The sequence below is a fragment of the Rothia nasimurium genome (assembly GCF_928381415.1).
GTDB classification, from domain to species: Bacteria; Actinomycetota; Actinomycetes; order Actinomycetales; family Micrococcaceae; genus Rothia; species Rothia nasimurium_H.
Genome location: NZ_CAKMSF010000003.1, coordinates 1 through 11,785 on the forward strand (window position 1 = coordinate 1; position 11,785 = coordinate 11,785).

The 11,785-nt window shown below is 53.6% G+C and carries 16 protein-coding genes and 1 pseudogene; 14 read left to right on the forward strand and 3 right to left on the reverse strand.

The window, feature by feature from the left end:
- From L7A20_RS03570 to L7A20_RS03610, 10 genes and pseudogenes are all read left to right on the forward strand, one after another.
- A partial coding sequence (locus L7A20_RS03570) for a hypothetical protein (RefSeq protein ID WP_237222431.1) occupies window positions 1–1,035 on the forward strand: 1,035 nt, incomplete at its 5' end.
- The gene (locus L7A20_RS03575; protein ID WP_237197843.1) at window positions 1,035–1,466 is read left to right on the forward strand and encodes a hypothetical protein; all 432 of its coding nucleotides are present in this window, start codon (window positions 1,035–1,037) and stop codon (window positions 1,464–1,466) included. The genes L7A20_RS03570 and L7A20_RS03575, both read left to right, overlap by 1 nt.
- Window positions 1,467–1,505: 39 nt before the next feature.
- Window positions 1,506–1,778 carry a hypothetical protein gene (locus L7A20_RS03580; protein ID WP_237222432.1) on the forward strand — a complete coding sequence of 91 codons (273 nt, stop codon included), beginning with the start codon at window positions 1,506–1,508 and terminating at the stop codon, window positions 1,776–1,778.
- Between the two features lie 43 nt (window positions 1,779–1,821).
- Window positions 1,822–2,232 carry a hypothetical protein gene (locus L7A20_RS03585; protein ID WP_237222433.1) on the forward strand — a complete coding sequence of 137 codons (411 nt, stop codon included), beginning with the start codon at window positions 1,822–1,824 and terminating at the stop codon, window positions 2,230–2,232.
- Window positions 2,233–2,417: 185 nt separating this feature from the next.
- A pseudogene (locus tag L7A20_RS12080) lies at window positions 2,418–2,537 on the forward strand (hypothetical protein); the annotation flags it as partial.
- Window positions 2,538–2,738: 201 nt separating this feature from the next.
- The gene (locus L7A20_RS03590; protein WP_237222434.1) at window positions 2,739–3,569 is read left to right on the forward strand and encodes a hypothetical protein; all 831 of its coding nucleotides are present in this window, start codon (window positions 2,739–2,741) and stop codon (window positions 3,567–3,569) included.
- Window positions 3,570–3,606: 37 nt separating this feature from the next.
- Window positions 3,607–3,978: a hypothetical protein gene (locus L7A20_RS03595; protein ID WP_237197527.1), complete on the forward strand. Its 372-nt coding sequence runs from the start codon at window positions 3,607–3,609 to the stop codon at window positions 3,976–3,978.
- 482 nt (window positions 3,979–4,460) lie between these two features.
- Window positions 4,461–5,677 (forward strand): IS3 family transposase gene (locus tag L7A20_RS03600; protein ID WP_237222435.1). Its coding sequence is split into 2 segments (ribosomal slippage): window positions 4,461–4,740 and window positions 4,740–5,677, totalling 1,218 coding nucleotides; the frame shifts between segments, so codons are not numbered across the junction.
- A 51-nt stretch (window positions 5,678–5,728) separates the two neighbouring features.
- Window positions 5,729–6,184 (forward strand): hypothetical protein, encoded by a 456-nt coding sequence (locus L7A20_RS03605; RefSeq protein WP_237222436.1) that lies wholly within the window; start codon window positions 5,729–5,731, stop codon window positions 6,182–6,184.
- Window positions 6,171–6,614, forward strand: coding sequence for a hypothetical protein (locus L7A20_RS03610; RefSeq protein ID WP_237199277.1), 444 nt, complete (start codon window positions 6,171–6,173; stop codon window positions 6,612–6,614). Before L7A20_RS03605 ends, L7A20_RS03610 begins: the two co-directional genes overlap by 14 nt.
- Before the next feature lie 103 nt (window positions 6,615–6,717).
- On the opposite strand, the gene L7A20_RS03615 is transcribed toward L7A20_RS03610, so the two are convergent.
- The 3 genes from L7A20_RS03615 to L7A20_RS03625 form a co-directional block, all read right to left on the reverse strand.
- Entirely contained in the window at window positions 6,718–7,149 is a 432-nt protein-coding gene (locus tag L7A20_RS03615; protein ID WP_237222437.1) for a hypothetical protein, read from the reverse strand.
- 310 nt (window positions 7,150–7,459) lie between these two features.
- The gene (locus tag L7A20_RS03620) at window positions 7,460–7,903 is read right to left on the reverse strand and encodes a hypothetical protein (RefSeq protein ID WP_237222438.1); all 444 of its coding nucleotides are present in this window, start codon (window positions 7,901–7,903) and stop codon (window positions 7,460–7,462) included.
- Window positions 7,904–7,906: 3 nt separating this feature from the next.
- Window positions 7,907–8,251 (reverse strand): hypothetical protein, encoded by a 345-nt coding sequence (locus tag L7A20_RS03625; RefSeq protein WP_237222439.1) that lies wholly within the window; start codon window positions 8,249–8,251, stop codon window positions 7,907–7,909.
- Window positions 8,252–8,343: 92 nt separating this feature from the next.
- On the opposite strand from L7A20_RS03625, the gene L7A20_RS03630 reads away from it, so the two are divergent.
- The 4 genes from L7A20_RS03630 (at window position 8,344) to L7A20_RS03645 (ending at window position 11,749) form a co-directional block, all read left to right on the forward strand.
- The gene (locus L7A20_RS03630) at window positions 8,344–9,459 is read left to right on the forward strand and encodes a histidine phosphatase family protein (protein ID WP_237222440.1); all 1,116 of its coding nucleotides are present in this window, start codon (window positions 8,344–8,346) and stop codon (window positions 9,457–9,459) included.
- Entirely contained in the window at window positions 9,459–9,899 is a 441-nt protein-coding gene (locus L7A20_RS03635) for a VanZ family protein (RefSeq protein WP_237222441.1), read from the forward strand. Before L7A20_RS03630 ends, L7A20_RS03635 begins: the two co-directional genes overlap by 1 nt.
- Before the next feature lie 99 nt (window positions 9,900–9,998).
- Window positions 9,999–10,790: a DeoR/GlpR family DNA-binding transcription regulator gene (locus L7A20_RS03640; RefSeq protein WP_185174084.1), complete on the forward strand. Its 792-nt coding sequence runs from the start codon at window positions 9,999–10,001 to the stop codon at window positions 10,788–10,790.
- A complete protein-coding gene (locus tag L7A20_RS03645) occupies window positions 10,787–11,749 on the forward strand; it encodes a 1-phosphofructokinase family hexose kinase (protein WP_237222442.1) in 963 nt (320 codons plus the stop codon). The genes L7A20_RS03640 and L7A20_RS03645 overlap by 4 nt, the downstream gene beginning before the upstream one ends.
- Window positions 11,750–11,785 lie beyond the last annotated feature (36 nt).

An 11,785-nucleotide genomic window follows, 5' to 3' on the forward strand; every position in this document is an offset into this window, starting at 1 on the left:
GGGGAGTTTCGGGAGTATCACCAGTCCAATACTCGTAACCGAGCCTGGACGCGGGTAGGTAGCAACCTCGCAGACGGAGTTGCTGGCTTGTGGGACTGGACCAAAGACAACTGGCAAGGAATTGTCATGGTTGGAGTCGGAATCGCCGCAACCGTAGCCCTAGGACCTGTTGCTGGAGGCATAATCGGCGGCGCTCTGATTTCAGGCGGTATCTCCTCAATGACAAATAAAAACGCAGACGGTTCCACCAACTGGCATGCTGTCCTAAAAGACGCCGTATTCGGTGGAATCGCCGGTGGTGTTGGTGGTCTAGCGGTCAAAGGAATAGGAGCTTTAGGCTCCACGATAAGTAGCTCAAACAGCGCAACTGCCTTTGCTGGTAGCGTAGTTCAGGCTAACCGTGCGGCTGCGCTGACAGATGATGCGTTAGCAGCTTGGTCACGCGGTGCTCAATGGGCGCAATGGGCTGACGATCTTCCACGGTGGAGAATAGTTTCTCGTACTTATGCCCAGCGGCAGGTACAGATTTCTACTGCGCAGGCTCAGGCTTCCTTTAGTCAGGCTTCTGCTGCCTGGTCTGCTAGTGATGATCTTTTGCGTTCATCTGCTAGTTACTATGATCAGGCTCAGTATTTTGCTGGTTCTAGGTTTGTGGATTCTGTTACGGGGCGAGCTGTTCAAGGTGCTGGTGCTGGTGGGGCAGGTAATGCGTTGCAGTATACGATGCCGAATACGGATAATTATCAGGTGCGGGAGGACTGGAATATGAGGGGTGTTGTGTTTGCTGGTGGTGTGGGTATGGGGACTGGTGTTGCTACGGTCGCTGTTCCTGGGCTGATTCCCGGTGGGAAGGCTGTTGATTATGCGGCTGCTCGAGGGGCTGAGTTTATCTCCGGTGGTATTAACGAAATGGTGACAGCAGCTGATGAAACCACAAATGACGAATTTAGAGAAAAAGGGATTCAGGAGGTTGCTAAGGGCATAGCGTCGAATCCGGGTGATTTGAAGGATTTAGTTGTTCGGAGGGGGAGGTAATGTCTCGGGATAAAGTTTCTTGGGCCGAGGCTCCTTGGTGGCGAAAGATTATTGGTGGGATTATCCTGGGTTGCACTGTTCTTCTTTTTGCTGGTCTTGGCGTCTCTTCCTTCCTTGATCGCTTCTTCCCTGGAACCCAAGTTTGTACCGTAGATTCAGCACGACTACGCAACAGTTCGGGTGGCAACGGAGGGGCAACTGCGTCACGGTCCGTCCGCATTGAAAGTAGCGATTGTGGACTCATTGTTATTACCTCTGTACGGTATTCAGGGGATGAAGATATGAATGAGGCTGCTTTAGTAGAGTTTTTGCAAGAGCATCAGGGGGAGAAATTTGAGTTTGTGACAAATTATGTTCAGTTCCCTAGCGGTTTATGGTTCCCTGATTCTTTAGGTTCTCAGGGTATTGCGTCCACAGAACCTGTTAAATAGCGTTTGCGAAATATATCAACTATCAGAAAGATAAATAGTATGTTACTGGGTCTTATCGCTGCGGTTATTATTGCGGGACTAAATACACCTTTGGCGACATTTCTTGCAGGGCGCGTGAAAACACCGGGTGGTTTTTTACTAACCTATATGCCGCTGGGTTTAATCAGCGTAGTGCTGGGGTTCGTAGTACTCTCGTTATTCTTGGTTTTTAATGCTGGAACGTATTGGTTGGTGGGATTGCTGGTATACGCCTCGATAGGTGGGAATAAGTTTAAGGAGTTGAGGCGGCTGCGTTCTGGTTTTGGTGGCTAGATGACGGGGCGGTATGGAGGCCCTGGGGCAGGTGAGGACGAGTATGGGTAATTCTGTGGAGGGTAAGGAGCCTGTTAGTCGTGGTGAGCGGATTCGGGCGGGGCTTTTCCTGTTGGTTTTTGGCCTGCCCGTAGCTTGTGGCATCGCTTGGTTACTGTTTTCAACTCCTATTAACCGGGTTCTTAACCACCCCGAACAGTGCACCATTGAAGAATCAAAAGCGGCTAGTAGTGGATCAAAATCATATTCAGGCTCCTACTACGTAGCAATTAAAACCTCGGACTGCGGGATTTTGCAGTACAAGGGAAGCAGACACGGCCTAAGTCAGGATGAAGTTGCAGACCGTATTAACGATCTAGCAGGTAGGACGGTCTCTGTTGATGTTGGTATCTGGCAGCTGCCGTACAGTGCTACTGACATAGTTGGTATTGAGGGGCTGGATTTGAGTCAGTAGGTGCTTACAATTCTGAGGCCGTTGACTCTTAGGGCGCTGGGTCTTGCTGCTATCTCGCGTCCTTGCCCCATGGCGTCCGTCCTTTTTTCTTCTTCTGGCTTGTCAACCTCTAGCATGTGGCCCTAACGGGTGTAGTTGTCTCTGGATCGTTGGCTGTGGGTGATCTGGAGATTCGGGGGGCTCGTGTGTATGACTGGCAGGTGCGTGGGTTTGTATCTCCTGATCCTGTGGTGTCGCCGGTGGGTGCTGGTTGGGGTGCGAATGTGTATGCGTTTGTGGGTAATGCTCCGGTGGGTTTGGTGGATCCGTGGGGTTTGTCTCCGATGACGGCGGGGGAGTTTCGGGAGTATCGGCAGGATACTCGCGGTAGAGCCTGGACGCGGGTAGGTGGACAACTAGGCAACTGGGCCAATAAAAACGCAGATGGCCTTGCACTCCTAGCCATAGGCGTTGGCGTTATCGTAGGCGGAATAGCTCTCGCTGCAACCGGCCCTGTAGGGCTCATCGTGGCAGGAGCAATTTCAGGAGCAGCGCTCTCTGGTGGTCTTTCTATCCTGACGAATAAGAATGAGGATGGAACTGTGGACTGGAAGAAGGTTGGCTTAGATACAGTCATCGGTGGTGTTGCCGGCGGTGTCGGTGGTGCTGCTGTGTCACTAGTTGGTAAAGCAAGCTCACTCATGAATGCTGGCAGAGCAACGCGCACTGCTTTAAAAGCTGAGCGTGTAGGGGCAAAGGCGGGTGCTTTGGCTCAGAAAGCTTCTGGGGCTTCGTGGTACAACCCTATGAAGTATATGAATTCTTGGCGTGCTCAGCAGTTTGGTCAAAGGGCTGCTTCTTTGAGTGCTCGTGCTGATGAGTTTTCGCAGTTTGCTGCGCATTATGGTGATGTTGGTGGGTTTGCTAGGTCTATGTCTGGGCAGACTGTACAAGGTGTTGCTACGAATGTGACGAGTAATAATTTGGCGTATGCGACGGGTGATTTTAAGGAGCATACTGCTGGTGGGTATGCTCGTGCTACGGTTTCTGGTGTGGGTGTTGGTGTTGTGTCGCCAAGGATTACGCCGCTACGACAGCAAGTGTTTTCCTCTGCTAACCCTGATGCAGGATTGGTGGAGAAAACATTGAGGCCGGTTACTGCCTTTGCTGCTGATCGATTTGCTGATTTTGGTGTGGGTGTGGGTAATTATGTGGTGACTCCTCAGGAAAAAGATTTGACCTGGGACGACGCCTTCAAAGAAGGTGTTAAATCTACTGTTGGTGGTGGTGCTGGTGAGTTTAGCACTCGGCGTGCTGATGGTGTTCGGCCGGCAACTCCTCGGATGAGTGGTGAATAGGTTTAACGTAAGAATAAGTTCTTTGGAGTTAGGAAAAATGTCTAAGCGTGAAATTGTTTTTTCAGTTGTTACTCTATTCTTGGGGGCAATCGTTTTTGGTGGCTACCCTCTTATGAACAAATACCGACAAACCCACCCCATAGACAAACAGTGCACCATCGAATCAGCTGAAGTTTTTAACAGCTCCAGCGGTACAGGCGGAATCTCAACATCAAGTACCGAACTCAAAATCGACACTCTTGAGTGCGGGACGGTCTACGTAGACTATTCCATCGAGCCCAAGAAATCTTATCAAGAGATGGCTGATGACCTGAATCAATATCAAGGGCAGCAAGTGACCCTGATATTTCCCCCGTTTCAGCTACCTGCGGGCGGAGACTACGCCCTGGGTTACGGGTATCGTCTATAAAGACCCATCCAAGGCCCTAGCAGAATAAGTACGCCACATAAGGCTCAGACGCTCTTGGGCGGAAGTATGGATTGGGGTGCTACTAGTAGCGTATGGTTGAGAAGTCGACTGGTGAGGCTATTGATGCTTTGATTCCTGAGCGTTTGGAGGGTGTGATGTTTTCTCGGCGCGATGTGTTGAGTGGGGATTTGTCGGGGGTTTCTTCTGTGGATGTTTCTGGTGTGTATGATCAGCGGCGTCAGTAGCTGGGGGTGTCTTTTATGAACAAAGAATTTGACCAGAAACGCAATACTCAACCTACCCCAACAAAAATAGTGATTCTCCTCAAAAGACAACGCAACAGGAAGGTGCTCTAGGCCCTCGTGGGCAAAAAATCGGTAAAGCTTTACTTGCCTCATTTATAGTGCTGGTAATCGGTTTGATATGTACTGGGTTCAGTCCACACCTTCCACCCACACCCCACCGGAAGGAATAATAAAACCATGCCCAACAAATACCCCCAAGAATTCAAAGAACGAGCGGTACGACTCGTCGGTGACCGACTGAACCACCCCGACGCCCCGTCCATAACCGCAGCAATCAAAGACATCGCCCCTCGGCTAGGAATTTCCCACAACACTCTGGCCCGCTGGTGCAACAACGCCGCCCTCGACACCGGCAAAGAAATCACTACTACGAGTGACGCGGCGGCCGAAATCAGACGCCTAAAACGAGAAAACGCGGAACTACGCAGGGCCAACGAAATCCTGAAGACAGCCTCAGCTTTTTTCGCAGCAGAGCTCGAGACACCGGCCCGATGATGATCCGCTACATCAACACTTATAAGGATCTTTTCGGGGTCGAGCCCATTTGCCGAGTCCTATCCGAGCACCTTGACGGTGGCTTCATGACGGCTAGCGGCTATTACCGCGCAATGAGCCGTGTCGCTTCAGCCAGGTCACTCTCCGACCAGCTGCTCATCCCCGAACTGGTAAGAATCTACCAGGAGAACTATGGAGTCTATGGCGTGCGCAAAATGTGGCAGGCCATGAAACGGGCAGGCTGGGCTATTGGCCGGGACCAAACCTACCGGCTCATGCGTGCAGCTGGTATTCAGGGTGTGCATCGGGGCCGTAAGCCTGTGACCACCAGGGCTACCAAGGCTCCTGATCACCGCCCTGATCTGGTCAACCGCCAGTTCACCGCTAAAGCGCCGAACCGCTTGTGGGTTGCGGACTTCACCTATGTCCGTACTGCCAGTGGCTTCTGCTACACGGCCTTCATCACTGATGTGTTCAGTCGAAAGATTGTGGGTTGGGGTGTTTCCTCGAGTATGCATACGCTGGGGATGCCGCTGATGGCTTTGAAGCAGGCTTTGTTTGAAGCCAGGCGGTCAGGGTCTGATTTGACGCAGGTGGTGCATCACTCGGACCGTGGTTCGCAGTATCTTGCTGAGGATTACACGCGTGAGTTGAGGCGGCTGGGTGTTCAGTTGTCTGTAGGATCTACTGGAGATTCATACGATAATGCTTTGGCTGAGTCGGTGAATGGGGCTTATAAAGCTGAGCTGGTGCGTGGCCGGTTCTTTGAATCTGTTGCTCAGTTGGAGGCTGCCACGGCGGGTTGGGTGTACTGGTGGAATCAGCGGCGGTTGCATGCTGGCCTTGGTTATCGGACTCCGCAGGAGGTGGTTGATGATGTTTTAGTTGATATTGTGTGATGTGTTAGTTTTTTGGGTGGTGGGTGTGACCGAAACCCAGTACATATCACTTTGAACTATGCGACTTCTGATGTGAAGCATAGTGCTGGTGGTTTTGTGCAGGCTGCTGGTGTTGGTGGTGTGATGAATGCTGTTACCCCGTACGGCTCTAAAGGTCTAAATGCTTTGGGGAATAACAGGGCGTTCCGTGCTGTATCGTCTGACAAAGTTCGTGAGTTTACTTCTGAGCGTTTAGCAGATGCTATAAATGGCGCTTCGACGTATGCTCTCACCCCGCAACCTGAACAACATAGCTGGGACCAAGCATTAATCAAGGGTCTTGAAAACTCAGCAAAGGGAGCGGCTAATTCGCATCCTAAAGTTTCTCAGCTAAAAGCTGTTGAAGGACCGTCAATTATTGGTGCCTCTTCGTTGTCTCCTGGTGTTCAGCTGGGAGCTGGTGAGGTTGGTCTTGTCGGGGTTGATACGGCTGTAGCTCATGTGGAGGGTTCTAATGAGGATAAATAGAAATAGTATTGACAGTGGTGGATTTGAAGAGGTGGATGAAGTGGGCCGCAATCAAGAAGATAAAGGGCCGTGGACGGTCAAGGAAGTTCTCAAAGTTATCGTATCCCTTGTGATTCTTGCTGGTGTCTTATTCATGCTCAGCTACCCAGCCCTTGCCTACTACAACTCCACCCACTACACTATGCGCTCATGCACCATAGACCATGCCAACTACTATGAACAACGCACCGTAGCAACCTCGAAAAACTTAGCCATCCATACCACTGACTGCGGCACCCTTGAATATAACGCCCGAGTATCGGGTGAAGAACTTCAAAATCTCGAAACAAAAATCAACGATTATCGCGGTCAACAACTGGACTTTGGGTTCGGTCAGTTTCAGTTCTGGTCAGGCCCGAAGATGGTTTACACCGTCGAAGGTATCGAATAGAATCGCTGATTCTTACTAAAGACGCTAGTAGCCCTGTCTAAAATAAGTTAGACAGCGCCACCAGCGTCCTTTACACCTTATAAACCAATGATTAAAGGAGTGGTTAGTCATGAATAGGGTAACCCTCTAACTCCACAGCACGAGCCTCATGATTTTTAAACTGGAAGTAACTGATATGGAACCTGAGCTTCTCACCCTGATGACGATTTAGCTCATCCGCCAAGTCTTGGGCAGCATCGAAGCCTTCATTCTGCATTTCTACGAAAGTTACTGTTCCGCACTCTTGAGTTTCAACGTAAATACGTTGCTGTGATCCTGAAACACGCAATCCGCCACCACTACTTGAAGCTTCTGCACTAGTGACAGTGCAATCAATGGTGCGGTAGAACTGTTTATCCCCAAAATAATAAACAAAGACTAAAATAACAAAACTATAGAGAACAATTTTTGCTATTTTTTGTGCCCTTGGGCTGGCCACCCCAGGGCCTTCAGCCGTTGAACCCTCACGGTTCTGATTAACACGTTCTGTCATCACAACTACTTCCTCACTACCTACTGACGCCTCTGATCATACCCTTGCCCATCCCCACTAGAAACACTAGGAGGAGCAGGTAAATCACCAGTGATAAAATCACGACGAGAAACTTCCACACCCTGTAAATGATCCGGGACTGCTTGACGAATAGCGGCACTGGAGGTCTGTTCACTCCATTTACCGGAGGATGTTGCTCCACCGGTGAGAGCGTTCCTAAAGCCTTCCTCTACGAATTTACGGGGTGTCTTTGCTTCATTGTCGTTGCTCGGTGAAATCAGATAATTCGTTTCATAAGGTAGTCCAGAATATTTTATTTCTGAATTGGATGCCCATCGAGGTCAGCAGCTTTAGCTTCATAAGGCCATGAAAACAAGCGGATTGGCCCAACATGGAAACGAACTTTCTCGCCACTTTTCTTGTTCAGCTCATCAGCTAAATCTTGGGCAGTATCAAAACCTTCATTACGCATTCGTACGAACACAATATTTCCGCAGTCTTGTGTAGTAACGGTTACACTCGGACTGGAACTTGAGGTTTTGAGACCGCCCCCACCGCTACTTCCTGTAGCGCTGACGACAGTGCAATCAATAGGTCGATCGAATTTTATGTTAATCAGATAATATCCACATACCACAACGGCGAAAATAACCAGAAAATAACTAACAAATTTCCCAAATATTTTATTTGATGCAGGTGGTTGTTGGGAAAGGTTTTTCTTTAATTTTACTGAACTATCTAGACTATCTTTTTTCATAAATTATTGATTCTCCTGACCGTGGGGTGCTCCTGGAATATTTCCTGTTAGAAGATCACGGCGACTTAAGCTCAGGCCATCTAGATGATCGGGAACTGCATCATCAATTATTTGATTAGTTCTTGTATTCAAGTACTTACCTGAAGACGTAGAACCGCCAGCCAAGGAGTTTTTGAGCCCCTCTTCAATAAATTTCATAGGAGTTTTCTCTTGATTGTCATTGATCGGAGATAACAAATAGTTGGTACCACCAGCTGCAAAATCGGTTATCCGGTCAATCGCCGACTTCTCTATACCTTGTGCTCCTCGAAGCACAACAGTACCTTCGGCAACACCTGGCGTTAACATACCAAGCCCAAAACCAGTCTGAAGTGCCCCGGGAGCAAGCTAACACTCCCACCACCCCGAACCCGGCGGGCTGGGAGGGGATAATAGAACCCATGCCTAGCGTACTCATTCGACACGGACAGACCGACTGGAACCTCGTACACCGCCTACAGGGCTCCAGCGACATACCCCTCAACGACACCGGCCGCGCCCAGGCGCTCGCCGCCGCCCACAACGTGCTCGAATACGCCAAGACCCAAGCGGACGCCCACCCCGGCTTCACCTGGCACGGCGTCGTCACCTCCCCCCTCTCCCGCGCCGCAGAAACCGGCCGCATCATCGCCGACGAACTGGGCCTACCAGTCCTCGGCTCCTACCCGGGCCTAGCAGAACGCTCCTTCAAAGACCTCGAAGGCGTACAGAACAACCCCGCCCTCTGGGAGACGGTAGAAAACGAAACCGCAGACATCGAACCCCTTGCCGATTTCCTTGCCCGCGTTGAAGACGCCCTCGACCAGGTTGAAGCCGACTACCCGGGGCAGAACCTGATTATCGTGGTGCACGGAATGCTGATTTCCCGCCTGCAAACCGCACGCACCGGTCAGAAAGTGCTGGTGCCCCACAACGGTGAGGTGGTGCCCCTGGCCCCTGCCCGCCGGGCGTCCTCCATCATGCTAATCCGCCATGGCCAGACCGACTGGAACAAGGCCCACCTCATGCAGGGCTCCAGCGATATTCCCCTCAATGAAACCGGCCGCGCCCAGGCCCACGAGACCGCAGCTTCTCTTAAGGCTCGGGGTTTCGAGTTCGACGTGGTGGTGTCGTCCCCGCTCTCCCGCGCCCACGAGACCGCAGAAATTATCGGTGCAGCCTTCGGGCTGACCGTCGACCGCACCTACGACGACCTGGTCGAACGGGGCTACGGCGAAGCCGAGGGGCTCGACATCTCAGCCGAGGCCCGCAAGGAGCCCGACGCCTACTACAGCGGCGTTGAAAGCGAACGCTCCGTCTACCTGCGCGGTATCAAGGTGCTGCGCCAGATTGCCCGCGACTACCCGGGCCAGCGCGTCATCGCCGTCTCCCACGGCTCCCTGATTCGCCGTGCCCTCTCTGCCACCCACGGCCGAGAGTTCGGCACTATTGCCAATGCCGAACCCTTCGAGGTTGACCTGCCGGGCCTTGCCCACTGGCTAGAGGTCAAGGAGCCCCTACTGGTAGGTAAGCCCTAGTGGGGCGCGCCCTCCTGTGGGGTCTTGTCTGCCTGTACGTAGCTGCCGTCGCCTTCATCGTTCTCTGGCCCACCCACGTTGACTCCGGCGAGTCGGGTGAAACCCTAGCCCGGATACTTGCGGACGGCCACGCCCGCGGCTGGCTGCCCGGCTGGTTTGGCTACGGGCAGGTGGAATGGTTGTCGAACGTGGTCATGTTTGTACCCGGTGGTTTTCTCTTCACCTGGCTGCTGCGCCCGGCCCGCCCCTGGCTCGTACCCCTGGGCGGTCTGGCCTGTACCCTGGCTATCGAAACCACCCAACACTTCATGCCCGGGCGCACCAGCTCGCCCCTGGACGTCCTCGCCAACACCCTCGGGTGTGCTATCGGTTGGGTTTTGGCACTGGCCCTAGTGAAAGTAACCGAAAAACCCAACCAAAACACCGAAATACACCCGTAACCGTGGGTTTTACATTGACGTGCCCACAGAAACCCACATAAAATCAACTGTAGATAGGGTCGCCCGACCCACCTTCCAGTTGTATAAGGTGATAAACACATGTTCGCTGAAGAACGACGTGCCGAAATAGCGAAGCTCGTGGCTTCTGCACGCCGTGTCAACGGCGCAGACCTGGCTAGACGCTACGAAGTCACGATGGAAACCGTCCGCCGTGACCTAGCAGCCCTCGAAGCTGACGGTAAGCTGCGCCGCGTACACGGCGGTGCCGTAACCGTAGAGCAGTCGACCTCTGTAGAGTCGTCTATCGCCCTACGTCAAAACATGAACACCCCCGAAAAACAGAAAATCGCCCTGCGTGCCTACGAGCTGCTGCGTGATTCGGACGCCGGTGCGGTAGTTCTCGACGCCGGTACCACCATCGAAATCCTCGCCGACCGTATCGCCGCCGCTGATTTCTCCCTCAAGTCAGGTGCCGACCGCCTCATCATCACCCACGCCCTTCACATCGCCGTGAAGCTGGCTGAGGCCGACGGCGTGGTGCTCGATATGGTAGGCGGCCAGCTCCGCAAAATGACCTGGGCCGCTGTGGGTACCCGCGCCGCTGCCCACTTCGAAACCATCCGCCCCGACATCGCCTTTATCGGCGTGAACGGCCTGGACGCCGAATTTGGGCTCTCCACCCCCGGTCTGAACGAAGCCATCGTCAAGACCGCCATCGTTAAGTCAGCCCGCCGCGTGGTGCTCCTGTGCGACTCCGCCAAGTTCGGCCAGGAGTCCCTGGTGCGTTTTGCCGGGCTTGAAGACATCGATACTCTCATTACCGATAAAGCGCCCGAAGGCGAACTCGCCGCAGCGCTTGAAGAATCCAACGTAGAGGTGCTTATCGCATGATCGTTACCCTAACCGCTAACCCCAGCATGGACCGCACCGTGGAACTGAACCACGAAATCAAGCGCGGTGCCGTTCAGCGCGCCGTCGCGGCGGTGTCCGACCCCGGTGGCAAGGGCGTGAACATTGCCCGCGCCCTCAATATCTCCGGCTTCGAAACCGTAGCGGTGCTGCCCGGCGACAACGAAGACCCCGTACTGGCCAGCCTCAAAGAGGCAGAGGTGCCCTTCGTCAACATGCCCATCGGCGCTCCGATCCGCTCCAACATCACCGTTGTTGAGCCCGACGGCACCACCACCAAGATCAACGCCCCCGGTGAGCCGCTCAACGATGTGGCCCAGCAGCAGCTGACCCGCCTCATGATCAAGGAAACCATCGAGGCCTCCTGGCTAGTGCTGGCAGGGTCCCTGCCCGCCGGCGTCCCCTCCGACTACTACGCCGTTGTGGGCCGCTCAATCCGTGAGTCCCTGGGCGAGAAAGCCCCCCGCATCGCCGTTGACACCTCCGGCGCAGCCCTGCGCGACGCCCTCGTTGGCCTGGACGGCATGCCCAACCTCATCAAGCCCAACTCCGAAGAACTCGCTGAGCTGGTTGGCAAAATCGAGATGGCGGACGAGCTTGAAGCCAGCCCCGAACTCACCGCAGCTACCGCCAAGGAACTGGTCGACCGAGGTGTCGAAATGGTCCTTGCTACCCTCGGTGGGGGAGGAGCCGTGCTGGTGACAGCAGAAGGTGCCTGGCACGCCGTCCACGCCCCCATCAAGGTGCGCTCCACCGTGGGCGCAGGCGACTGCTCCCTGGCCGGCTTCCTGATTGCCCACGAGCAGGGCAAAACCCTGCCCGAATGCCTGGTGCAGGCGGTAGCCCACGGCTCAGCCGCAGCCTCCCTCCCCGGCACCCAGGTGCCCACCCTAGAATCAACCACGCCCGAAGCAGTCACCCTGCGCGAGCTGGCCCTCTAAACCCCAACCGAACCACATTCTCAAACCCTTAAAACA

Bases quoted from the DNA above. Each gene is read 5' to 3' on its own strand.
- L7A20_RS03575 (WP_237197843.1), top strand. From the start codon at position 1,035: ATGTCTCGGGATAAAGTTTCTTGGGCCGAGGCTCCTTGGTGGCGAAAG.
- L7A20_RS03580 (WP_237222432.1), top strand. From the start codon at position 1,506: ATGTTACTGGGTCTTATCGCTGCGGTTATTATTGCGGGACTAAATACA.
- L7A20_RS03585 (WP_237222433.1), top strand. From the start codon at position 1,822: ATGGGTAATTCTGTGGAGGGTAAGGAGCCTGTTAGTCGTGGTGAGCGG.
- L7A20_RS03595 (WP_237197527.1), top strand. From the start codon at position 3,607: ATGTCTAAGCGTGAAATTGTTTTTTCAGTTGTTACTCTATTCTTGGGG.
- L7A20_RS03610 (WP_237199277.1), top strand. From the start codon at position 6,171: ATGAGGATAAATAGAAATAGTATTGACAGTGGTGGATTTGAAGAGGTG.
- L7A20_RS03620 (WP_237222438.1), bottom strand. From the start codon at position 7,903: ATGAAAAAAGATAGTCTAGATAGTTCAGTAAAATTAAAGAAAAACCTT.
- L7A20_RS03625 (WP_237222439.1), bottom strand. From the start codon at position 8,251: ATGTTAACGCCAGGTGTTGCCGAAGGTACTGTTGTGCTTCGAGGAGCA.
- L7A20_RS03630 (WP_237222440.1), top strand. From the start codon at position 8,344: ATGCCTAGCGTACTCATTCGACACGGACAGACCGACTGGAACCTCGTA.
- L7A20_RS03640 (WP_185174084.1), top strand. From the start codon at position 9,999: ATGTTCGCTGAAGAACGACGTGCCGAAATAGCGAAGCTCGTGGCTTCT.
- L7A20_RS03645 (WP_237222442.1), top strand. From the start codon at position 10,787: ATGATCGTTACCCTAACCGCTAACCCCAGCATGGACCGCACCGTGGAA.